This window comes from Agrobacterium sp. CG674 (assembly GCF_053521645.1).
Genome location: NZ_JBNWDZ010000004.1, coordinates 62,675 through 84,737 on the forward strand (window position 1 = coordinate 62,675; position 22,063 = coordinate 84,737).

Sequence of the window (22,063 nt, forward strand, 5' to 3'; positions counted from 1 at the left end):
CCTACCAGGGCGAGCGCCGATACTCGATCATGCGGGCTCGGCTGGAAACGAGCTCCAGACGGTCATCGTCAAGCAGGTGCAGGCAGATGCGCTTCGTCCACGGGCCATCGTGCAGCGTGAACAGAAAGCGGCCTGAGCCGAGCGCCTTCAAAGGCATGGATTGTCTGGTCGGGCCGATGCCCATCGACAGAACGCCGTTTTCGATCAGGAATTCAGCACCCTCTTCACATGTCCAGCGGCCGGAAAGCGTGGCTGGCACATCATGATCGCCAACGGGCAAGAAGCGGCGCGGCGCGTGGCCCGCCTCGCCCACCAGCGCATCACCCTCAAGGCGAAGGCGCATGGGCGATGAGGCCGAGCGGGACGATACAAAGCCATCGCCATCATCATAAAGCGTATCATCCGCATCGAGGAACGTGCAGGTGCTGCCCTTGATTTCAAGCCACCATGGCCCCGTTTCCGTGACATAGAGACCATCGGGTAGATCGCTGGTCGGTTGCGGCAAAGGCAGACCCGTCAACGCCGCCATGCTTTCCAGTGCAATCTTGAAGCCATTTGTATCTTCCCTGTTGGACACCACGACGAAGCCCGTGCCCTCTTCAGGGTCGAGAAGGAAATAGGTCTTGTAGCCGGGATGTGATCCACCGTGGCCGAGGAAGCGCCGGGAACCGAGATGCGTCCAGCGCAGGCCCAGCCCATACTCGCTCATGCGGCCATCCGCCAAAGGGCGCTCCACCGACAGCGCGTCGAGCACATTGCCAAAGCCCTGCTCGCCATTCAACAGCGCCTGCAACCAGCGCACCAGCGCCTCCGCACTGCCCGCCAAGCTACCGGATGCGGAAATGTGCAGGCCAGCGGCTGAAAGCTGCCAGCCTTCTCCAGCCTTCCAGTATCCCGGCGCAAGACCCGCCACCGGATCGTTCCAGACATCCGGCGCCCTGAAAACCTGACCGAGGGGCGCGGCAATCTTCTCCTGCACGAAGTCATCGAAGCGCAGCCCCTTTCGCTCAAGGGCCGCTTCCACCAGACGGTAGCCGGTGTTGGAATAGGACACCTCGCTTCCCGCCGGGAAATTAATGCGCGTGAGGCGGGCAACATAATCCAGAAGCGGTGCCGACTTTGTCTCGGTGTAAACCGAGAGGCCCAGCAGGGAGAGGCATTCGCGCACATCCGGCAAGCCGCCGCTCATATCCAGCGCCTGCCCGACTGTCACATCAGCCAGCGGTGGCTGCAATTCTTCAATATGCTTGCCGAGCGGGTCATCAAAGCCAATCAGATGGCTGTTTTCCAGCACCATGGCGCAGAAGACATGCTTGGTGACCGAGGCGTAGCGTACGACGGTTTTGGGCGAGAAGGGCGCAAAACTCGAGAGGCTTTCAACGCCGCCGGAAACGGCGAAGCGCAGTCCAGACAGGTCAAAACCGATCACAGTGCCGCCCGGTTCATTGTTGCTCCATTGAGAAACGAAGTCTTCCGCGACGTTTGAGGCAGTGCCCCAATCCTGATTGTCCAGCATGTCTTTTTCTCTCCAAATGGTCCCGGCAGCGCAAACAGCCCTGTTCAGACGATGCGTTTGCACCTATCTGACGGCTACAGCAATGCCCCTGTCAGACCTTCCGAAAGCGACCAACATATGACCGACCACACCACAGTGCCCGTATTCGATGGCCATAATGACGTCTTGCTGCGTCTTAAGCTCTCGGGCCATCCATCGCCGGAAACGCTGTTTATCGAAGGCGATACAGTCGGCCATATCGATCTGCCGCGCGCGAAAAAGGGCGGGCTGGCGGGTGGTCTCTGCGCCATCTTCGTGCCCTCGCCGAACGGGTTTGATGCCGATCGCAACTTCATACCACCAGCCCAGCCGGAGGCGCTTGCGACCACCCTTGGCATGGCGAGCCTGTTGTTTCGCATTGAGGCGGCATCTGGCGGCAAGCTGAAGGTTTGCCGCAGCGCGGCTGATATTCGCGGCGCGATGGCTGAGGGTGCTTTCGCCTCGGTGTTACATATTGAGGGTGTGGAAGCCTTTGATACGGATCTTGATGCGCTGCATGTGCTGCATGAGGCAGGGCTTCGCACGCTGGGTCCGGTCTGGAGCCGTCCCAACGCCTTTGCCTACGGCGTTCCCTTCCGCTTTCCCTCAACGCCCGATATCGGACCCGGCCTGACAGAAGCGGGCAAGCGGCTGATCACAACCTGCAACGCACTGAAGATCATGGTCGATCTTTCCCACATGAACGAGCAGGGCTTCTGGGATATCGCCAAGATCTCGCAAGCACCGCTGGTCGCTTCGCATTCCAACGCCCATGCGCTGTGCAACCACAGCCGCAATCTGACCGACAAGCAACTGGATGCCATCCGCGATACCGGCGGGCTGGCAGGCATCAATTTCGGCGTGCTGTTCGTTCGTCAGGACGGCGTCAAGAACCCGGATACGGACCTTGGTGAACTGGTGCGCCATGTCGATTACATGGTGGAGCGCATGGGCATAGACCATGTTGCGCTTGGATCAGATTTTGACGGCACGACCATTCCGGCAGCGATGAAGGACGCGGGCGACCTGCAAATGCTGGTCGATGCGCTGCGCAACGCCGGTTACGATCAGGCATCGCTTGAAAAGATCTGCCATGGCAACTGGATCAGAGTGCTGGAAACGACGCTCGGCGCCTGACGCCTGCCGCGTGATTTTTCGCAAGTATACAGCCGCCGGTCAGTTGCTTTCGATCCGACGAGCGATCAAATGCCCTCGTTCGAACGCTTTCTGCTGCTTTGCAGTGCGCTCCAGCATGAGAATTTATGAAATAAAAATCAAATCTTCGTATGTCTGAAAACGCAGCGACTTAGCGTCACAATGCTGTGGTTGCCAGACGCAATCTGATCGTGTGGAAAAGCAGATGACAGAGAAGACCGAAATCCCGCATGTTGAAGAGACCGAAGAGGGTCTCGAAAGCTTTTTTGAGCGGTATAAATCGCACATCACGTCCATCGCGGTGACCATCGTCTTTTTGATGATGACCTTTACGATCTACAAGCTGACTTCCGAGGTCCGATATGACGACATCGTTGAGGCTCTTGCGGATACAAGCTGGAAGGCGGCCGCACTTGCGGTTCTGTTCACCGGCTTAAGCTTCGCGGCGCTGATCTGTTACGACCTCAACGCAATTGAATATATCGGCAAGAAGTTGCCTCCGGTTTCTGTAATTGCGACAGCCTTCATCGCCTATGCGGTGGGCAATACTGCCGGGTTCGGCCCATTAAGCGGCGGCGCGATCCGCTTCCGCGCCTATTCCCGAATGGGTCTGACCCCATCGGATGTTGCACGTATCATCGCATTTGTTACCCTGTCATTTGGTCTCGGTCTGCTGGCTGTCAGTGCCATCTCCACATTGATCGTCGCGCCTCGCATCGCATCCATCATCGGCGTTGAAGCGATCTGGCTCAGAGGCGGTGCGCTCGTCATCATCTTCATCATGACAGCCCTGATGTTTCTGGGCCGCGATGGCCGCACCATCCAGATCAAGCGGTTGAAACTGCGCCTCCCAGACAGCCGCACATCGTCCCGCCAGTTCCTGGTTTCCGCTTTCGATCTCGCGGCATCAGCATCCGTTCTCTATGTGCTTCTGCCGGAAACCAACGTCGGCTGGCCGAGCTTCTTTGCCATTTACGCAACAGCTGTTGGCCTTGGTGTTCTCAGCCACGTGCCCGCGGGTCTCGGCGTGTTCGAGACGGTCATGGTCGCGGGCCTCGGCAATGCCATCAGCCTCGATCAATTGCTGGGCGGCCTCGTTCTGTACCGCATGATCTACCATGTGTTGCCGCTGGTGGTCGCCATCATCCTGATGCTGGCAACAGAGATGAAGCAATTCGCTTCAAAGCCCATCATGGCGGATATCGGCTATCTTGCCGGGCGGTTGGCGCCCTCACTGCTATCAGCCGTCGCTCTTATTCTCGGTACCATGCTGATTTTCTCGAGTGTGACGCCCACGCCCGACAGCAATCTCGATTTCCTGTCCAACTTCGTGCCGCTGCCAATCATCGAAGCGGCGCACTTTCTCTCGAGTATCCTCGGCCTTGTTCTGGTCGTCGCATCGCGTGGCCTTAGCCAAAGGCTGGATGGTGCGTGGTGGGTGGCACTGGTTGCTGCCGCAGGCGGACTGTTCCTTTCGCTCATCAAGGCGATTGCGGTTTTCGAGGCCATATTCCTCGGCATCTTCATCGTCGCCCTGATCTTCAATATCAAAAGCTTCAACCGGCATGCCTCGCTTCTGCGACAGGCGCTTGGGCCCACATGGCTTGCGGCCATGGCAGTCATCGTTGCGGGTGCGGCAACAATTCTGTTCTTCGTGTACCGCGACACAGACTACAGCCAGACACTCTGGTGGCAGTTCGAATTTTCGGAGGAAGCACCGCGCAGCTTGAGAGCTTTGCTGGGTCTGGTGCTGGCATCATCCACCGTCGCCATTTTCAGCCTTCTGCGACCGGTCATGTACCGTCCTGAAGAGATCCATCCTGAAGACATCGAAAAGGCCACAGAAATCGTCAAAAGACAGGATGTGGCCGACGCCAATCTGGTGCGCATGGGCGACAAACACGTCATGCTGTCTGAAAGTGGCAATGCCTTCATCATGTACGGCATTCGTGGGCGGTCGTGGATTGCGCTGGCTGACCCCGTTGGCGACGAGAACGACTTTGCCGATCTCGTCTGGCAATTTGTGGAAACGGCCCGCGCATCTGGCGGAAGAGCTGTCATTTACCAGCTCTCACCTGCTATCCTCACCCATTGTGCCGATGCTGGCCTTCGCGCTTTCAAGCTCGGTGAACTTGCCATGGTCGACCTCACGCGGTTTGAACTCAAGGGCGGCAAGCTCGCCAATCTTCGCCAATCGCTGAGCCGCGGTGCACGCGATGGCCTGACCTTCTCGGTCATCGATACCCCGCAGGTTCCCGAAATCTACGATGAGCTGAAGCGAGTCTCCGATTCCTGGCTGGAACACCACAACACACGCGAAAAGACGTTTTCTCTCGGTGCTTTTGAAAGAGATTACATTCTGTCTCAACCGGTCGCCGTGCTGCACAAGGACGGTCAGGTCACAGCCTTTGCCAATCTTTTGATGACGGAAACGAAAAAGGAAGTGACCGTCGATCTCATGCGATTTTCGCCCGACGCACCGCGTGGTGCGATGGATTTCCTGTTTGTCAGCATTATCGAACACATGCGCGCTGAAGGTTATGCCTCGTTCAATCTCGGCATGGCGCCGCTGTCGGGCATGTCCAAGCGGGAGTCCGCTCCGGTTTGGGATCGCATCGGCGGGACATTATTCGAACACGGTGAGCGTTTTTATAACTTCAAAGGGCTTCGAGCTTTCAAGTCGAAGTTTCATCCGAAATGGGAGCCACGCTATGTGGCGGTTTCCAACGGCACGAGTGCCGCCCTGGCGCTGATGGACGCGACCGTTCTCATCAGCGGCGGCGTCAGAGGAGTGATTGGTAAATGACGGGCCTGACATATCTGAAAGCCGCGCTTCTGGCCGCAACGCTCTCCATACCCGTGACCGCACTGGCGCAGGATGCCAACGGATTTCAGACAGGCATGATCCCGCCAGAGCATATCATGCTACCCGATGGCGACGTTTCAGCGAATATATTCCTTCTGTCTGGCCAAGCCGGTTGGGGAGAGACTGAACAGGCGCAGGCAGATGCGCTGGTGGAAAAAGGTGCGGCAGTCGTCGGCATCGATCTCCCGAAATACCTTGCTGCCCTGAAAGCCAATGAAGACGAATGTATCTACATGATTTCGGACATTGAGGAGCTTGCGCAGGAAATCCAGCGCAAGGCCAATGTCTCGAATTACCGCCCTCCCATCATTGCGGGCACCGGTGAAGGTGGCGCGCTTGCGCTGGCCATGATTGCACAAAGCCCGGCCGCGACGATTGGTGAAGCCGTAGCGGTTGATCCGCTGGCAAGCATACCGCTTGGCGACAAGATACTCTGCACACCGGCAACGAAAGAGCCAGACAACGGACGCACGATCTATGGCCTGACGGATGGCCCACTGCCCGCCCCGGTGAGCGTGGTGTTCACCGGCAAGGCAGACGCTAAGGGCCGGACGCATGTTGAAAACCTCGTCAAATCCCATTCCGATATTGACGTGAAGAATGTGGATGGCGACGCGCAGGCAGCGCTTGGACAGACCTTGCAAGACAGGATAGACGCCGCTGGAAATTCCGATAACCCGCTCGGTCTGCCGCTGACGGTGCTCGAAGCCAAGCCGAAGATGGATACGATGGCCATCATCTATTCGGGCGATGGCGGCTGGCGCGATCTGGACAAGGACATTGGCAGCTTCCTGCAGCAGGACGGCGTGCCGACCATCGGCGTCGATTCCCTCCGCTATTTCTGGTCTGAAAAGAAGCCAGAAGAGATCGCCAGCGACATGACGCGGATCATCGACACCTACCGCAAGGAATGGAAGGTCAAAAATGTCATGCTGATCGGCTATTCCTTCGGCGCGGACGTGCTGCCTGTGACCTACAATCTTTTGCCGGAAAAAGAGAAAAGCCGGATCGTGCAAATGAGCCTTTTGTCGCTCTCCCACGAAGTATCCTACGAAATATCAGTGGGTGGATGGCTCGGCGTTTCAGGATCTGGGGAGCAGGACCCGGTGACGGATCTCGCAAAAATCGACCCGAAGATCGTTCAATGCGTCTACGGCACTGATGACGAGGACGCCGCCTGCCCGGCGCTGAAAGACAAGGGTGCGGAAGTGATCGGCATTGATGGCGGCCACCATTTTGACGAGGATTACGAAGCCCTGACCAAGCGCATCGTCGCGGCGCTGAAAAAGCGTCTAGGCCAATGATCTAGCGGCAATATCCTTGCCGACATATTGAATACAAGGCCTGAAAACTGTATCCCGTTGTCACCATGTCAACGAAAGATCCGCATATGTTTTCCGGTACCCAGCCACCCATCATCACTGCCGCAGAGCGCTTCGAACGGCTGAAGCGCCTGCGTGCCGTGATGACCGAGCGGGACATTTCGGCATTGCTACTGGGTTCAAGTGAGAGCCTTCGCTACTTTACTGGCCTTGTCTGGCACCAGAGCGAGCGGCTGCTGGGAGCGGTTATCACGCAAACCGGTCTGCACTACATCGTGCCCGGATTTGAAAAAAGCCGAGTGGATACGCTGCCCCATATTGCTGGTGAGATCCACGTCTGGCAGGAAGAGGAAGCCCCTGCGGCGCTCGTTGCCTCGCTGGTTGGTGCGCGCGGGCAGGTTGCCCTGGATGATGCGCTGCCATTGTTCATTTATCACAGCCTTGCCCGAGAGCTTGGGCAGGAACGCTTGGTGGATGGCGGCCCGTTGATCAGCGGCTTGCGAATCCACAAATCAGCGGCTGAAAGCGCCATCATTCAATATGCAATGGATCTGACGCTTGAGGTGCAGAAGCGCACTCATGGCATGATGAAGCCGGGCATTCGAGCGTCGGATGTCATCCGGTTCATTGATGAACAGCATGTTGAGCTTGGTGGCGAAGGCGGCTCCTATTTTTGCATCGTATCCTTCGGCTCAGCCACCTCTCTGCCCCATGGCGCAGAGGGCGACCAGATTTTGAGCGCGGGCGATGTCATTCTGGTTGATACGGGAACCCGTATCGATGGCTATCACTCTGATATTACACGCACCTATATGCTCGACCAGCCGACAGCGGAATTTGCAAAGGCCTGGGCAATTGAGCGAGAGGCGCAACAGGCGGTTTTCGATGCCGCAAAGCTTGGTGCGCCATGCAGCGATCTGGACGATGCCGCACGCCGTGTAATGGCGGGCGACGGCCTTGGGCCGGACTACAACCTGCCCGGCCTTCCGCATCGCGCCGGCCACGGGCTTGGCCTGGAAATTCACGAAGCGCCATATATTGTGCGCGGAAACGCCATGCCGCTTGCCCCGGGCATGTGCTTCTCCAACGAACCGATGCTGGTCTATCCCGACCGGTTCGGCATTCGGCTTGAAGACCACATCTATATGAGCAGCGAAGGCGCGAAATGGTTCACGCGACCTGCGACTTCGCCAACGCAGCCATTTTCCTGATTGACCATTAACTGTGCGTTACTTGCATCTATAATATATATGCTTTTTAAACACGAATCATATTGTGGAGCTATCGATGTCCGCTGCCGAAAAAAGGAAAACAAAAACACCTGTTCTGGTGGATCGGATCGCGGAATTTGTCGAGAATATCCAGGCCACACGAAATGCCGATGGCACCTTCGACACCAAGAAAATCAGCGCGCTCTGGAATGAAGAAGTGCGCTTCCACTTCGACAATGGCCGAACAGAGAAGACGCTCGAACTCTATATCGTAAAATATAGATATGCGCTGAAAGACGCCTTTGGCCCGAAGACGACGCCGCTGGCGATCTGCAACATGAAAAAGCTTCGTGAGCGCCTCGACACCTATATCAAGACCGCTGAATATCCCGTGCGTGGTGTGGCACATTCCATTAGGGAAAAACTTGAGCGGGCCGAATACAGCATGGTGGGTCGCAAGCCCCGTTTTCTGTTGCGCGTCTCGGACTTCATTGATGCTACGAATGGTGTGACGACAAAGGCGGAGATGCAGGCGCTGTGGGATGCCGAGATGGCGTCCATGGGCGATAAGGCGCAGGCCACGGTCATTTCCTACATCACCAAATACCGAAATGCGCTGCGCGAAGCCTTTGGCGAAGAGCACCCCATGCTGCGAATCGCCGCCGGAACGCCGCAGCTCTATGATGAAGCGCGCAAGATCAAAATGGCGAAGATCGCCAACAAGCATGGCTCGCTGATCACGTTTGAGAACTATGCCGAGGTGATGCGGCGCTGTCGTCGCTACCTGCAATCCTCCGATATCATGACGGTCGCCATCGGGCTGATGGGCACGACAGGTCGGCGTCCCTACGAGGTCTTCACGCAGGCGGAATTAACGCCAGCACCCTATGGCAAGGGCGTTTCGAAATGGAGCGTGTTGTTCAACGGTCAGGCAAAGACAAAGCAGGGCGAAGGCACCAAATTCGGCGTGACCTATGAAATTCCGGTGCTGGAACAATCGCGTATTGTTCTCGACGCCTACCGCCGCCTGCGCGAAAGCAGCGACGGAAAATCCTGGCTCGGGCTGAATGTGGACGATTTTACAGCAGACGTTCGCCTGCCCCTGCGCGATGCGGTGATAGCCAAATTCGAGGATATCTGGCCCAAGGAAGAGCCACCGAAGCCCTATGGTCTGCGCCATCTCTATGCCGAAATTGCCTATCGTAACTTTGCGCCGCCAAGCGTGACAAAGAACAGCTATTTCGCTGCCATCCTTGGCCATAACAACAATGATCTGGAAACGTCGCTGTCTTACATGACCTACACATTTCCCGAGGATGCAGAGCAATCGAAGGTCCGCGCCGAGCGCGTGGCGGAGCGCACAATCCAGCAGATGATTGAGGTCAACCGTATCCCCGGCATGCCGCAGGCTTGAGCCTATAACCCACGCCTTGACACCGACAAAATGCCGCTCTAGCAAGTTGGAACATATATTCCAAAATAGCTGGGGTTCGCATGTGCGTTCCATAAGCAGACAACAGGATCGGGAGGATACGATGGTAACGAGATTGGCTTTGCTGGGTGCAGGTCGCATCGGAAAAGTGCACGCAAAGGCGATTGCCTCTGACGCCAGAGCAAAACTGGTAGCTGTCGTGGATGCGTTCCCCGAGTCAGCGCAGGCGATTGCGAATGAAAGCGGCTGCGAAATCAGCACCATCGATGCGGTTCTCGCCAACCCCGATATTGATGCCGTCATCATCTGCACACCCACCAACACCCACGCCGATCTGATCGAGCGTTTCGCCCGCGCTGGCAAGGCCATCTTCTGCGAAAAGCCTATCGATCTGGATGTCGCCCGCGCAGCCGCCTGCATCGAGGTTGTCAAGGAAACCGGCGCGAAGATTATGCTCGGTTTCAACCGTCGTTTCGACCCGCATTTCCGCGCCGTCCGCGAAGCCATAGATAATGGCCGGATTGGCGATGTCGAGATGGTGACGATTGTCAGCCGTGATCCCGGCGCGCCACCGCCTGAATATATCAAGGTCTCCGGCGGCATTTTCCGCGACATGACGATCCATGATTTCGATATTGCCCGCTTCCTGCTGGGCGAAGAAATCGTCAGCGTGTTTGCAACCGGCTCTGTTCTGGTGGACCCAAGAATTGGTGAACTCGGCGATTACGATAGCGCCAGCATCATCCTGACAACGGCAAGCGGACGCCAGGCCAGCATCTCCAACTCGCGCCGCGCGACATATGGTTATGATCAGCGCATCGAAGTGCATGGCTCGCTCGGCTCGGTTGCCGCCGAAAACCAGCGCCCCGTTTCCATCGAAGTGGCAACGAAAGACGGTTACACGCGCCCGGCGCTGCACGATTTCTTCATGACGCGCTACACCGAAGCCTATGCGGCAGAAATCAAGGCCTTCATCGATTCCGTCGAGAATGATGTAGCACCTTCACCCTCTGCCCATGATGGCTTGATCGCTCTGAAACTGGCCGATGCCGCACTGAAATCGGCTCGCGAGAAAGTGCTCGTACAGATCGTCTAATACTCGCAGAGAAGACGGAGGCTATCTGCCTCCGTCTTTTAATTGTCGTTGACACCCAACACAAAAAACGACAGTTTCCAGACATTCCGAGGGGAGCATCTGACGATGCTGAGATGGCGCTGAGCCGGACCCTTGAACCTGATCCGGGTCATGCCGGCGTAGGAACGGAACAGTCGCCATTGGCCATGCTTTTCTTTTCTTCGCTCGACCTGGATCTCCGTGATGAAACGTCTGGAGTTCATTTGTTATGGCGAGTTTTCCAACGGCACAAACGGCGGCGGAGCTTCTGGCGCGGGTGCGACAACGACGACCGCGTGTCCATTGCCTGATGAACACCGTGGTGCAGAAGTTCACCGCAGATGGCATCACCGCCATTGGTGGCATTCCGTCCATGACGTCGTCCGAGGAGGAAATCGAGAGCTTCGTTTCCAAGGTCGATGCGCTGACGATCAATCTGGGCACACTGGACGCGGCGCGGCGCAGCGTCATTCGCATTGCGGTTGGGATCGCAAACGAACACGGAAAGCCATGGATCATCGATCCAGTGCACTGCGACTACTCGCCATCCCGACTAGATTTCGCGCACGAACTGATCCGACTTCACCCAACCATCGTGCGCGGCAATGCGGCTGAAATGGCCGTGATCGGTGATGTCGGCAAGGCGCTGCGCATCCAGACCGGGCCAGAAGACCTGCTGCGGGACCTTATCCGAAAGATCAAAGTTCAGAACGGCCACCCGTGGATGGCGAAGGTGACGGGCACCGGGTGCCTTTCAGGCGGCGTCATCGCGGCATTCATGGCGGTGGAGGCCGATGCGATGCTGGCGGCGGCGGCAGCGCTTGTCGTAACAGGTGTCTCGGCAGAACTCGCCGCCTTACTTGCGCGTGGCCCGGGCACATTCGAAGCCGCATTTCTGGACGCACTGAACGCCGTCACCGAGCAAGATATCTTGTCCCATGCGAGGATTGACCATGATGAAGATTGATTACCGGCTGAATGCGCTGGTCGATGCATCGCTATGTGATATTGCTCCTTTGCCGGAACTGGCAGCCGTTGCCGCCCTGCACGGCGCAACAATCATTCAGTATCGCGACAAGCATGGCTCGACCCGGCAGATGATCGAGCAGGCTACACTCATTCGAGAGGCCCTGAAGGCAACCGGCGTTCCCCTTGTTATCAACGACCGTGTGGATGTGGCGCTAGCATGCGGAGCGGATGGTGTGCATCTGGGCGCAGATGACATGGATGCCCATATGGCGCGGCGTCTCTTGGGCGACAATGCTATCATCGGCATGACCGTCAAGAACATGTACGATGCAAAACGCGTCGCCGGTTCACCGGCTGACTATGCCTGTATCGGTGGTGTTTTCGAGACCGTGTCCAAGGTCAATCCCGATGCGCCGGTCGGGCTTGAAGGCTTTCGGCTGTTGCGCGCGCAGCTGAAACGCGACCGGGCCCATATGCCAGTGGGTGCCATCGCAGGCATCTCGCTGGAGACTTTGCCGAGCGTGATCGAGGCCGGTGCCGATGGCATTGCTGTCATCTCGGCCTTGTTCCGCGCTGTTGATATTGCCGGTGCCACACAAGCTTTTCGGCATGCCGTGGATGCGGCTTTGGAGGAACGCCAATGACAGCGATTGCCTTGACGATTGCCGGTTCCGACAGCGGTGGCGGCGCAGGAATTCAGGCGGACCTGAAGACGTTTTCTGCCTTGGGTGTATACGGCGCCAGCGTCATCACCGCCATTACCGCCCAGAACACGCGGGGCGTGACCGCTGTCGAAGATATCTCCGCAACGATGATCGGCGCTCAAATGGATGCCGTTTTCTCCGACATCAACGTCAGTGCGGTCAAGATCGGCATGGTATCGCGGATTGAGACCATTGAGACCATAGCCGCTGGTCTCCACGGTATCGACAAGCCGCTTGTGCTGGACCCGGTGATGGTCGCGACATCGGGTGATCGCCTGTTGCAGGAGGACGCCATCGAGACGTTGCGCAGCCGACTGCTGCCGCTGGCATGGCTTGCGACACCGAACCTGCCGGAAGCAGCCCTTCTCAGCGGCCAGCCGTTGGCGGAAAACAATAAAGATATGATCCGTCAGGCAGAGGCGATCCTGAAGACCGGCGTTCGTGCTGTTCTGATAAAAGGTGGGCATGGCACGGGCCGCGACAGCGTCGATCTGCTGCTGGATGGCAACTCCGTGCAGGAATTCTCCATGCCACGTATTGAAACACGCAACGACCACGGCACCGGCTGCACGTTAGCGGCCGCCATTACCGCGCATCTCGCGCTTGAACACCCGCTTGCGGAAGCTGTTGGACTCTCGAAAGAGTTTCTCCACGGCGCGCTGGCTGCGGGAAAAGACCTTAAAATCGGTGGCGGGCACGGCCCTGTGCATCACTTTTATCGCTGGTGGAGCGCCTGAATTCAGCCCCTTGGCTTGGGGCTGGCGAGGGCGTTGCGGATGGCAAAGCTGGAATGAATGCGTGAAACGCCAGGCAATTTGGACAGGACTTCTTTATGAACCCTCTCGAAATCACCGGCTGTTTCGACCTCGACCCGTAGGAAATAATCAGAGCCGCCGGTCATCAGATAGCACTCACGTATCTCGGGGTATTTACGAACGGCGCTTTCGAACCGATTGAGAAAATCTTCCGTCTGCCGGTCAAGCGTGATCTGGACAATCACCGAGATGACTTCGCCACCAGCCGCACTGCCCGTCAGCGCCGTGTAGCCTCTGATAACCCCTTCCCGCTCCAGAATATCGACCCGACGCAGACAGGCGGAAGCCGACAAACCAACCTCTGCGGCAAGCTTGGCATTGCTGATGCGGGCGTTCAATCTCAGCACCCTGATGATATGGCGATCGGTAGCGTCCAAAGCTGACATGAAATCATTCCGTTCTCTCGCTGAATATTGCGCGAAATCAAATTTCTTCGAACAATCCACGTACCAAACTGCAGAAATTCGATGATCGTTGCAATACCATCTTATAAAATAACAAGGGAACTATGATGGACATGACGATCAGTCGCCAAACGGCGAGTGGCGGTGCCAGCGGTTATCTGACCATAGATTTGGGCGCGCTTCGCGAAAATTATCTGACACTGAAACAGCTCGCTCCGAACTCGATGACCAGCGCGGTCGTCAAGGCCGATGCCTATGGTCTGGGAGCCGATGTCGTGGCCCCCGTGCTTTACGATGCGGGATGCCGCCACTTCTTCGTTGCCCACATCGATGAGGGAATTTCGCTGCGCAGGCGCATTGCGGGTGACGCTGATATTTTCGTTCTGAACGGGCTCCAGCCCGGCAACGAGATATCCTGCGCGGACATGTCGCTGACGCCCGTCATCAACTCTCTGGAGCAACTGGCGCAGTGGACCGCTCATGCGAAAAAGCTGGGCAAGACGCTGCCCGCTGCCCTTCAGTTTGACACCGGCATGTCCCGGCTTGGAATGGCGCCGTCCGAAGTCGAGGCCCTGCGAAATTCGCCCGAACTGCTGGATGGCATCGCGATCACCTTTATCATGAGCCACCTGGCCTGCGCAGACGAGCCTGAGAATGCCGCCAACGGCGCGCAACTGGCCGCCATGCGCAAGACAGCACAGATGTTTCCTGATGTGCCGGTTTGTTTTGCCAATTCCGGCGGTGTGTTCCTCGGCGCTGACTTCCACAATGCCCTCATGCGCCCTGGCATCGCCCTTTATGGCGGCGCGCCATCGACGCTGAGGCCAAACCCGATGAAGCCTGTCGTGCGGCTGGACGTGGCGGTTGTGCAGACACGCACGGTGCCTGCCGATACGCTTGTTGGTTATGGCGGGACCCATCGCACAGCCAGCGAAACACGGTTGGCAACGGTGGCTGCGGGCTATGCGGACGGGCTGCCCCGTTCCCTCAGCAATCGGGGCGCGGCCTATTTCAACGGCGTGCGTCTGCCTATTGCGGGCCGCGTCTCCATGGATAGTATCAGCCTTGATATCACGGCTCTGCCGGAGGGGACGCTGACCCATGGCAGTCTGGTTCAGCTCATCGGCGCGGACCAGACACTGGAAAACATGGCCGAGGATGCCGGAACGATTGCCTATGAAATTCTGACCGGCCTCGGCCAAAGGTATCGCCGAACCTATATCCAGCCAAAACGGCCTGACGCAATGAACGAGGGGGAGTGAGCCAACATGAACATCACAATTCTTGGAGCCGGTGTCGTCGGCGTCACATCCGCCTGGTATCTGGCAAAAGCCGGTCACTCCGTGACCGTCATCGACAGACAGCTGGGAGCAGCCCTCGAAACCAGCTTTGCCAATGCGGGCGAGGTTTCGCCGGGCTACTCATCGCCCTGGGCTGCCCCCGGTATTCCCATGAAAGCCATGAAGTGGCTGTTTATGGAGCACTCTCCGCTCATCATTCGCCCGACGCTGGACCCGGCGGCCTTGCGCTGGATTGGCCAGATGCTGCGCAACTGCACGTTCCAACGCTATTCGATCAACAAGAGCCGCATGGTGCGCGTGGCGGAATACAGCCGCGATTGCCTGATGGCGTTGCGTGACGAAACCGGCATTCAGTACGATCAACGCACGCAGGGTACGCTTGAGGTTTTCCGCACCCAGAAGCAATTCGACGGCATCGGCAAGGATGTGGCGGTGCTGAAGGCGGGTGGTGTGCGCTACGAAGTTCTGGACCGTGACGCGTGCGTTGCCGTTGAACCCGGCCTTTCTCAATCCCGCGACAAGATCGTCGGGGGGTTGCGCCTGCCCGGCGATGAGACCGGCGATTGCTTCATGTTCACCACGGAGCTCGCAAAGCTTGCCGAACAGGCTGGCGTGAAATTCGTCTACGGCACCGGCATCATGCGCCCGGTAGCCGAGGGCAACCGCATCAAGGCCATCGAAACCACCAAGGGGCTGGTGGAAGCGGACGTCTTCATTGGTGCCTTGGGAAGCTACACCCCTCACCTGCTCAAGCACCTTAACATCGACCTGCCCGTCTATCCGGTCAAAGGCTACTCGATCACTGTCCCGATTATCGATGCGGCGCGCGCGCCCATTTCGACTGTCATGGACGAGGCGCATAAGATTGCAATCACGCGCCTTGGCGACCGTATTCGCGTGGGTGGAATGGCCGAAATTGCGGGCTTCAGCACGGACCTACCCGCCAAGCGACAGGCGACCTTGACCCATTCCGTCGAAGATCTCTTCGGCGGCGCGGGCGATCAGTCACGCGCAAAATTCTGGAGCGGTCTTCGCCCCATGACGCCTGACGGTACGCCGGTCATCGGGGCCACCCGCTACAGCAACCTTTACCTCAATACCGGGCACGGCACGCTGGGCTGGACGATGGCGTGCGGATCGGCTCGCGTGCTTGCCGATATCGTCAGTGGCAACAAGCCGGAGATTGAAACTGCTGATCTGGCTATTTCCCGTTACGCCGCGTGAAACCGATTAAAGCGACAGTGCATCCTTGAGGGCAAGGCCCTCCTTGTTGCGCAGGTCAAGATCGGCTTCGATGTGATCGATGTGGTGAAGCATGAGATGTTTGGCTTTCTCCGCATCTCCTGCCTCAAGTGCATCGAGAATGGCGGCGTGGTCGCCATGTCCGCAGCTTGAAATGCCCGAGCGGCCGTAAAGGGCAATAACCAGCGACGAGCGTGCGACGAGTTCTGCCATGAACTTTTCAAGAATGGCGTTGCCGGCAACCGCCGCCAGCATCAGGTGAAAATCACCGGACGCCTTGATCTCGGCGCGCCGTGCACTGGGGCCACGCTCATGCTGATGGCGTGTCTCTTCCTCAAGATGCACCCGCATATCCGCAATGACCTCAGGTGTCAGGCGCTCAATGGCGGCTTTGACAATGCCGGGTTCGATCAACCGCCGCGATGCGAAGACCTGTAGCGCCTCATCCGGTGTCGGGTTGGAAACGAAAGCGCCGCGATTTCGCTCGGTTTTGACAAGCCCCTCGAAAGACAACATCTGCAGGGCAGCGCGAACAACCGTGCGGCTGACATCAAACAGCGTGCCTACCTCCGCTTCCGAAAGCTTGGTTCCGGGTGAGAGGCGCCTGTCGACAATCGCATCTCGCAACGTATCGCGAATGGCTTGCGCCCGGTCTTCCTGGCTGTGGTCGGTTTCTGGGCTGATGTGAGCAATCGTCATGTCGGCATCCAAAGCTGTCTGGCCCTTTCTACCCCGAAGTGACGGAAGTGGAAACAGCAAACGTTCCCATTCAGGCCACAGGATTGAATACAATCCTTATGCACCATCGAAAACAATCGCTCTTTTTTTGGGCATCTGCGGATAGCCGCACGTGGTAACAACGCCTCAAGAATTAAAATACGATGCTATTTCATAACCTTAACCCTAGGGCGTCGAAACTGGCACGGCTTATGCAAAGTCATCTGCGACGAGCAGAGGAAAACACATGAGCAAAGCCGCCGAGATCGATATTGCTTCCGTGTCCAAGATATACGGCACCACTACAGCTGTCCACGCGATCAGCCTCAAGATACCGGCGGGAAGCTATTGCTGCCTGCTGGGTCCGTCCGGATGCGGCAAGACATCAACGCTGCGCATGATTGCGGGCCACGAGAGCATTACCAGCGGCGATGTGCGGCTGGGTAACGTCGTGGTAACAGACTTTCCACCCGCCAAGCGCGGCACTGCGATGATGTTCCAGTCCTATGCGCTGTTTCCGCACCTGGATCTTGTCGATAATGTTGCCTTCAGCCTGAAGATGAAAGGTGTGGACAAGGAAGCCCGGCGCGCCAAGGCCATGGAAATGCTGCAACTGATGCAGCTGGAGGCCTATGCCAATCGCCGTCCCGCCCAGCTTTCCGGCGGCCAGCAGCAGCGTGTGGCGCTTGCCCGTGCGCTGATTACCGATCCTGAAGCGCTTCTTCTGGACGAACCCTTGTCCGCCCTCGACCCCTTCCTGAAAATCCGCATGCGGGCGGAACTCAAGAAGCTGCAGACCTCGCTTGGCATCACCTTCGTTCACGTGACCCACAGCCAGGAAGAGGCCATGGCGCTGGCCGATGTCATCGTCATCATGAATGACGGGCGCATCGAGCAGGCCGCCACCCCGCGTGAGGTGTTCGAGCGTCCGGCAACCAGCTTCGTGGCCCGCTTCATGGGCAATCACAATGTCATCTCAGGCCGTGTCCGCGAGAAGAATGGCGATCTCGTGACCATGGATGTGGTTGGTGGTGCGTCCTTCAGCGCCGCCGGTGATCCACCAGAGGATGGGATGATGGATATTGCCGTCCGAACCGATCGCGTTCGCATAGGCCGCGAGGACGTACCGGGGCACGGCTTTACCGGCATCGTCTCCAACGTCGAGTACCACGGCGCTACCGTCAAGATTGTGGTGACGGGTGCTGGAATCGAGGACTTCAACGTCATCCTCAGCGACGTCGCCTTCTTCGAAAAACCCATCAAGGTGGGGGAAGCGATACCCCTTTCCTGGAATGCGGCAGATGCCATCGTGCTCGGCCGGGTCAAGAAATAAACCTAAAAACAACCAGAGGAGAATGTGTCATGACCAAACCAACCAACACAAAAAAGGGCTTGTCCCGTCGCGGTCTTCTGAAAGCGGGTGCCGCCGCCACAGGTGCTGCCATCGGCTCCGGTCTTATCACCGGCTTCCCGACCATCTGGGCGCAGAACCCGATCACGCTGCGCCAGTTCGGCACAGGCGTGTCGAACCTCAACGCCATTGCTGACAAGTGCAAGGCAGACCTCGGCATCACGCTGGAAATGACAGCAACGGATTCGGATGCCGCCGCCCAGCGCGCCGTCACGCAGCCTAACTCCTACGACATTGCCGATATCGAATACTGGATCCTCAAGAAGGTCTATCCATCGGGCGTCATCCAGCCGATGGAAATCAAGAAGCTGAAATATTACGACAAGATCGTTCCGCTCTTCAAAAACGGCAAGCTGACACCAGACAGCGTGATTGCCCAGGGCACGGCGCCACACACTGTGGGTTTTGTGGAAAAGCCGGGCGACAAGAAATTTGCCAAGGGTGAAACAGACTATTTCACCATGGTTCCGACCATCTACAACGCCGACACGCTCGGCATCCGCCCCGATCTCGTTGGTCGCGAGATCAACAGCTGGGCCGACATTATGGACCCGGCCTTCAAGGGCAAGGCGTCCATCCTCAACATTCCATCCATCGGCATCATGGATGCTGCGATGATCATGGAAGCCATGGGCAACCTGAAATATGCAGACAAGGGCAACATGACCAAGGAAGAGATCGACAAGACGATCGACTTCCTCATCAAGGCCAAGAAGGATGGCCAGTTCCGCGCCTTCTGGAAAAGCTTCGATGAGAGCGTCAACCTCATGGCATCTGGCGAAGTCGTCATCCAGTCGATGTGGTCGCCAGCCGTTGCAGCCGTGCGTTCCAAGGGCATCGCCTGCAAATACCAGCCATTGAAGGAAGGCTACCGTTCATGGGGCGGCGGTCTTGGTCTGGCCAAGCACCTCACCGGCGCAAAGCTCGATGCGGCGTACGAATATATCAACTGGTACACATCCGGCTGGGTCGGCGCCTATCTCAACCGTCAGGGCTACTACTCTGCCGCCATGGACACGGCCAAGGAACATATGACCGCTGACGAATGGGGCTACTGGGTCGAGGGCAAGCCAGCACAGGGCGACATCATCGCTCCCGATGGCAAGGTCATGGAAAAAGCCGGTGCCGTGCGCGATGGCGGCTCCTTCCAGGAACGCATGGGCAAGGTTGCCTGCTGGAACTCCGTGATGGACGAAGACCGCTACATGGTCCGTCGCTGGAACGAGTTCATCGCAGCCTGATCAGGCTTTCACGACAATGGGATACGCGGCGTCAAGTCCGCGTATCCACCCAAAAGAAGCGAGGAGACGGGCCGTGGTAACAGTCAGATTGATCGGCGTCAGCGACAAGACCGATAAGAAAAGCCGTAGCTTCACGCTGCCGCCGAAGCTTGTCGCCTATATTCAGGCGGCACCGCTTGCCCTTATTCTCGGCTTTTTCCTTGCCTTGCCTATTCTGATGATCGCCATCGTGAGCTTCTGGGACTACGATTTCGCGCAGATGTATCCGGGCTTCGTCACATTCAACTATGGTGAAACGCTGGGGTCCTGGGTGACATGGCAGACCTATCTCAACACGCTGAAATTTGCGGCGATGGTCTGGGCCATAACGCTGTTTTGTGGCTTCTGGGTCGCCTATTTTCTGGCGTTTCACATTCGCACAACCACCATGCAGATGGTGCTGTTTCTCATCTGCACCGTGCCGTTTCTGACCTCCAACATCATCCGCATGATTTCCTGGATACCGGTGCTGGGCCGCAACGGGCTGGTCAACAGCGCGCTGGTCAACATGGGCATCGTGCCAGCGCCGGTGGAGTGGCTGCTCTATTCGGATTTCGCGGTCGTCCTTGCCATGGTGCATCTTTACACGCTCTTCATGGTCACGCCGATTTTCAACACCCTGATGCGCATCGACAAGTCGCTGGTGGAAGCTGCGCGGGATGCGGGTGCCTCAAGCTGGCAAATTCTCTGGAATGTCATCATTCCCCTAGCCAAGCCCGGCATTGCCATCGGCACCATCTTTGTCGTGACGCTCGTCATGGCAGATTTCTCGACGGTTCAGGTCATGTCCGGCGGGCAGAGCGCATCCGTGGCGCTGATGATGAAGAACCAGATGTCGCTGCTGCAATATCCAGCTGCAGCCGCTAACGCCGTCATCCTGCTCGCACTCGTGCTGTTGATGGTGGCTGGAATATTGCGCGTCGTCGATATCAGGAAGGAGCTTTGACATGCATTCGGAAAAACGCGGTCGTGAGTTTTATGTGCTCTGCTTCTTTTTCGGCCTCTTCGTGCTGTTCCTCTATGGTCCGCTATCGGCGATCCTTATTCTCGCCTTTCAAGGCCCCAATGGCGGTCTCACCTTTCCGCTGAACGGGGTCTCAATGCACTGGTTCGCCAATCTGTTCCAGCAACAGGCGGTGGGTGATTTCGGCGGCTCCTTCCGCCGCTCTCTGATGCTAGGCATCATGGTCATGAGCGCCACGGTGCTGGTGTCGCTTCTGGCGGGCCTCGCCTTTCGCCGGAAATTCGTTGGTGCGACGCCTTTGTTCTATCTCTCCGTCGCCAGCCTCGTCGTGCCTTCCATCATCATATCGCTGGGCATCGGCGTGTTGTTCCAGCAGCTCAGCCTGGAGCCATCATGGTACACTTCCGCCTTCGGTGCCCATATGACATGGACGCTACCCTTCGGCGTACTGATCATGCTCGCCGTCTTCAACCGCTTCTCGCCATCTTATGAAGAAGCAGCGCGTGACCTTGGCGCGACTTCCTGGCAGACCTTCCGCGAGGTCGTATTGCCGATGATCGCGCCGAGCCTGATCGGCATCGGCCTTTTCGGTTTCACCCTTTCTTATGACGAATTTGCCCGCACCTTGATGACATCTGGCACCTACAACACCCTGCCCCTGGAAATCTACGGCATGACCACCAACGTCACGACGCCGGTTCTCTATGCCCTTGGTGCTGTCACGACGTTCTTCTCATTCCTGGTGATTGCCGCAACGCTCGGTCTCATCGTCTACCTCAACCGCCGCCAGTTGAAAGCCTGATCGACAACAATGCGCATTCTCATCGTCAATCCAAACACCACCGCCTCCATGACCAAGACCATAGCCGCCGCCGCAAAAGCCGTTGCGGCACCGGGCACAGACATCATGGCTGTCACCTCACTGATGGGACCGGTTTCCATCGAAGGCTATTATGATGAAGCCTTTGCCGTTCCCGGCATGCTGGCAGAGATTGCCAAGGGCGAAAAGGCTGGCGCGCAGGCCGCCATCATTGCCTGCTTTGACGATACGGGGCTGGACGCGGCAAGGGCGCTTGCCTCCATACCGGTTATCGGCATTTGCGAGGCGGCGGTGGCGACCGCGTCCTTCATCGCGCAACGCTTTACCGTGGTCACCACCATGGAGCGTTCGCGGCTGCCAATTGAGCATCTTATCGAACGCTATGGCATGGGTCGCCGCGCCAAGGTGCGCGCTGCCGATATTCCCGTGCTTTCGCTCGAAGATCCCTCCTCCAACGCATTGGAGCGTCTTCGTTTCGAGATCACTGCCGCAATCCGCGATGACCGTGCGGAAGCTATTGTCCTAGGCTGCGCTGGCATGGCGGACCTTGCCGCTCAGCTTTCGGTAGAGTTCGGCGTGCCGGTTGTCGATGGCGTCTCGGCTGGCGTCAAACAGGCGGAGGGGCTGGTTACACTCGGCCTCAGGACTGCAAAAAACGGCGCCTATGCGACGCCCGTGGCAAAACCCTATCTCGGAATGATTGAAAGTTTTGCTCCCGCTGAACTGCTGAAAATCTAGGGTGAAGCCCATCCAGCACCGCCTTTCCAACGCCACAATTCGTTCAGCGTCGGTTCAGCCGCAG

19 protein-coding genes and 1 riboswitch are annotated in these 22,063 nt (G+C 57.7%); of the genes, 16 read left to right on the forward strand and 3 right to left on the reverse strand.

Going from position 1 to position 22,063, the window contains the following annotated elements:
• Position 1 precedes the first annotated feature (1 nt).
• Positions 2-1,516 carry a serine hydrolase domain-containing protein gene (locus ACQZ51_RS12710; protein WP_448777686.1) on the reverse strand — a complete coding sequence of 505 codons (1,515 nt, stop codon included), beginning with the start codon at positions 1,514-1,516 and terminating at the stop codon, positions 2-4.
• A gap of 117 nt (positions 1,517-1,633) precedes the next feature.
• On the opposite strand from ACQZ51_RS12710, the gene ACQZ51_RS12715 reads away from it, so the two are divergent.
• The 9 genes from ACQZ51_RS12715 to thiD all read left to right on the forward strand — a co-directional run bounded on the left by ACQZ51_RS12715 (position 1,634) and on the right by thiD (position 13,044).
• A complete protein-coding gene (locus tag ACQZ51_RS12715) occupies positions 1,634-2,671 on the forward strand; it encodes a dipeptidase (protein WP_448777687.1) in 1,038 nt (345 codons plus the stop codon).
• Between the two features lie 223 nt (positions 2,672-2,894).
• Positions 2,895-5,495, forward strand: a complete 2,601-nt coding sequence (gene mprF, locus ACQZ51_RS12720) for a bifunctional lysylphosphatidylglycerol flippase/synthetase MprF (protein ID WP_448777689.1) — start codon at positions 2,895-2,897, stop codon at positions 5,493-5,495.
• Positions 5,492-6,859: an AcvB/VirJ family lysyl-phosphatidylglycerol hydrolase gene (locus tag ACQZ51_RS12725; RefSeq protein ID WP_448777690.1), complete on the forward strand. Its 1,368-nt coding sequence runs from the start codon at positions 5,492-5,494 to the stop codon at positions 6,857-6,859. The genes mprF and ACQZ51_RS12725 overlap by 4 nt, the downstream gene beginning before the upstream one ends.
• 86 nt (positions 6,860-6,945) lie before the next feature.
• Positions 6,946-8,088, forward strand: a complete 1,143-nt coding sequence (locus ACQZ51_RS12730; RefSeq protein ID WP_448777691.1) for a M24 family metallopeptidase — start codon at positions 6,946-6,948, stop codon at positions 8,086-8,088.
• 76 nt (positions 8,089-8,164) lie between these two features.
• Positions 8,165-9,502 (forward strand): telomere resolvase TelA, encoded by a 1,338-nt coding sequence (gene telA / locus ACQZ51_RS12735; RefSeq protein WP_448777692.1) that lies wholly within the window; start codon positions 8,165-8,167, stop codon positions 9,500-9,502.
• Between the two features lie 121 nt (positions 9,503-9,623).
• A complete protein-coding gene (iolG, locus tag ACQZ51_RS12740) occupies positions 9,624-10,616 on the forward strand; it encodes an inositol 2-dehydrogenase (RefSeq protein ID WP_448777693.1) in 993 nt (330 codons plus the stop codon).
• A gap of 79 nt (positions 10,617-10,695) precedes the next feature.
• Positions 10,696-10,798, forward strand: a riboswitch (TPP riboswitch).
• A gap of 65 nt (positions 10,799-10,863) precedes the next feature.
• Entirely contained in the window at positions 10,864-11,601 is a 738-nt protein-coding gene (locus ACQZ51_RS12745; RefSeq protein WP_448777694.1) for a hydroxyethylthiazole kinase, read from the forward strand.
• Positions 11,588-12,247, forward strand: coding sequence for a thiamine phosphate synthase (gene thiE / locus ACQZ51_RS12750; protein ID WP_448777695.1), 660 nt, complete (start codon positions 11,588-11,590; stop codon positions 12,245-12,247). Before ACQZ51_RS12745 ends, thiE begins: the two co-directional genes overlap by 14 nt.
• The gene (gene thiD, locus ACQZ51_RS12755; RefSeq protein WP_448777696.1) at positions 12,244-13,044 is read left to right on the forward strand and encodes a bifunctional hydroxymethylpyrimidine kinase/phosphomethylpyrimidine kinase; all 801 of its coding nucleotides are present in this window, start codon (positions 12,244-12,246) and stop codon (positions 13,042-13,044) included. Before thiE ends, thiD begins: the two co-directional genes overlap by 4 nt.
• Positions 13,045-13,046: 2 nt before the next feature.
• On the opposite strand, the gene ACQZ51_RS12760 is transcribed toward thiD, so the two are convergent.
• Positions 13,047-13,508: an Lrp/AsnC family transcriptional regulator gene (locus ACQZ51_RS12760; protein WP_448777698.1), complete on the reverse strand. Its 462-nt coding sequence runs from the start codon at positions 13,506-13,508 to the stop codon at positions 13,047-13,049.
• A 125-nt stretch (positions 13,509-13,633) separates the two neighbouring features.
• On the opposite strand from ACQZ51_RS12760, the gene alr reads away from it, so the two are divergent.
• Both alr and ACQZ51_RS12770 read left to right on the forward strand, forming a co-directional pair.
• A complete protein-coding gene (gene alr / locus ACQZ51_RS12765; RefSeq protein WP_448777700.1) occupies positions 13,634-14,788 on the forward strand; it encodes an alanine racemase in 1,155 nt (384 codons plus the stop codon).
• Between the two features lie 6 nt (positions 14,789-14,794).
• Positions 14,795-16,051 carry a D-amino acid dehydrogenase gene (locus ACQZ51_RS12770; protein ID WP_448777702.1) on the forward strand — a complete coding sequence of 419 codons (1,257 nt, stop codon included), beginning with the start codon at positions 14,795-14,797 and terminating at the stop codon, positions 16,049-16,051.
• A gap of 6 nt (positions 16,052-16,057) precedes the next feature.
• On the opposite strand, the gene ACQZ51_RS12775 is transcribed toward ACQZ51_RS12770, so the two are convergent.
• Entirely contained in the window at positions 16,058-16,768 is a 711-nt protein-coding gene (locus ACQZ51_RS12775) for a GntR family transcriptional regulator (RefSeq protein WP_448777703.1), read from the reverse strand.
• Positions 16,769-17,033: 265 nt separating this feature from the next.
• Between ACQZ51_RS12775 and ACQZ51_RS12780 the strand changes: the two genes are divergently transcribed.
• The 5 genes from ACQZ51_RS12780 (at position 17,034) to ACQZ51_RS12800 (ending at position 21,999) form a co-directional block, all read left to right on the forward strand.
• The gene (locus ACQZ51_RS12780) at positions 17,034-18,119 is read left to right on the forward strand and encodes an ABC transporter ATP-binding protein (protein ID WP_448777704.1); all 1,086 of its coding nucleotides are present in this window, start codon (positions 17,034-17,036) and stop codon (positions 18,117-18,119) included.
• 29 nt (positions 18,120-18,148) lie between these two features.
• Positions 18,149-19,438, forward strand: coding sequence for an ABC transporter substrate-binding protein (locus ACQZ51_RS12785; RefSeq protein WP_448777705.1), 1,290 nt, complete (start codon positions 18,149-18,151; stop codon positions 19,436-19,438).
• A gap of 73 nt (positions 19,439-19,511) precedes the next feature.
• Positions 19,512-20,423 carry an ABC transporter permease gene (locus ACQZ51_RS12790; protein ID WP_448777706.1) on the forward strand — a complete coding sequence of 304 codons (912 nt, stop codon included), beginning with the start codon at positions 19,512-19,514 and terminating at the stop codon, positions 20,421-20,423.
• 1 nt (position 20,424) lies between these two features.
• A complete protein-coding gene (locus ACQZ51_RS12795) occupies positions 20,425-21,243 on the forward strand; it encodes an ABC transporter permease (protein ID WP_448777707.1) in 819 nt (272 codons plus the stop codon).
• A 9-nt stretch (positions 21,244-21,252) separates the two neighbouring features.
• Positions 21,253-21,999, forward strand: coding sequence for an aspartate/glutamate racemase family protein (locus ACQZ51_RS12800; protein WP_448777708.1), 747 nt, complete (start codon positions 21,253-21,255; stop codon positions 21,997-21,999).
• The last annotated feature ends 64 nt before the right edge of the window (positions 22,000-22,063 follow it).

What these genes read in the sequence shown, in the direction of transcription:
- ACQZ51_RS12770 (WP_448777702.1), top strand. Translation starts at nt 14,795, where the DNA reads ATGAACATCACAATTCTTGGAGCCGGTGTCGTCGGCGTCACATCCGCC.
- ACQZ51_RS12775 (WP_448777703.1), bottom strand. Translation starts at nt 16,768, where the DNA reads ATGACGATTGCTCACATCAGCCCAGAAACCGACCACAGCCAGGAAGAC.
- thiD (WP_448777696.1), top strand. Translation starts at nt 12,244, where the DNA reads ATGACAGCGATTGCCTTGACGATTGCCGGTTCCGACAGCGGTGGCGGC.
- telA (WP_448777692.1), top strand. Translation starts at nt 8,165, where the DNA reads ATGTCCGCTGCCGAAAAAAGGAAAACAAAAACACCTGTTCTGGTGGAT.
- ACQZ51_RS12715 (WP_448777687.1), top strand. Translation starts at nt 1,634, where the DNA reads ATGACCGACCACACCACAGTGCCCGTATTCGATGGCCATAATGACGTC.
- ACQZ51_RS12760 (WP_448777698.1), bottom strand. Translation starts at nt 13,508, where the DNA reads ATGTCAGCTTTGGACGCTACCGATCGCCATATCATCAGGGTGCTGAGA.
- ACQZ51_RS12795 (WP_448777707.1), top strand. Translation starts at nt 20,425, where the DNA reads ATGCATTCGGAAAAACGCGGTCGTGAGTTTTATGTGCTCTGCTTCTTT.
- ACQZ51_RS12785 (WP_448777705.1), top strand. Translation starts at nt 18,149, where the DNA reads ATGACCAAACCAACCAACACAAAAAAGGGCTTGTCCCGTCGCGGTCTT.
- alr (WP_448777700.1), top strand. Translation starts at nt 13,634, where the DNA reads ATGGACATGACGATCAGTCGCCAAACGGCGAGTGGCGGTGCCAGCGGT.
- ACQZ51_RS12725 (WP_448777690.1), top strand. Translation starts at nt 5,492, where the DNA reads ATGACGGGCCTGACATATCTGAAAGCCGCGCTTCTGGCCGCAACGCTC.
- ACQZ51_RS12730 (WP_448777691.1), top strand. Translation starts at nt 6,946, where the DNA reads ATGTTTTCCGGTACCCAGCCACCCATCATCACTGCCGCAGAGCGCTTC.
- iolG (WP_448777693.1), top strand. Translation starts at nt 9,624, where the DNA reads ATGGTAACGAGATTGGCTTTGCTGGGTGCAGGTCGCATCGGAAAAGTG.
- mprF (WP_448777689.1), top strand. Translation starts at nt 2,895, where the DNA reads ATGACAGAGAAGACCGAAATCCCGCATGTTGAAGAGACCGAAGAGGGT.
- ACQZ51_RS12745 (WP_448777694.1), top strand. Translation starts at nt 10,864, where the DNA reads ATGGCGAGTTTTCCAACGGCACAAACGGCGGCGGAGCTTCTGGCGCGG.
- thiE (WP_448777695.1), top strand. Translation starts at nt 11,588, where the DNA reads ATGATGAAGATTGATTACCGGCTGAATGCGCTGGTCGATGCATCGCTA.
- ACQZ51_RS12800 (WP_448777708.1), top strand. Translation starts at nt 21,253, where the DNA reads ATGCGCATTCTCATCGTCAATCCAAACACCACCGCCTCCATGACCAAG.
- ACQZ51_RS12780 (WP_448777704.1), top strand. Translation starts at nt 17,034, where the DNA reads ATGAGCAAAGCCGCCGAGATCGATATTGCTTCCGTGTCCAAGATATAC.
- ACQZ51_RS12710 (WP_448777686.1), bottom strand. Translation starts at nt 1,516, where the DNA reads ATGCTGGACAATCAGGATTGGGGCACTGCCTCAAACGTCGCGGAAGAC.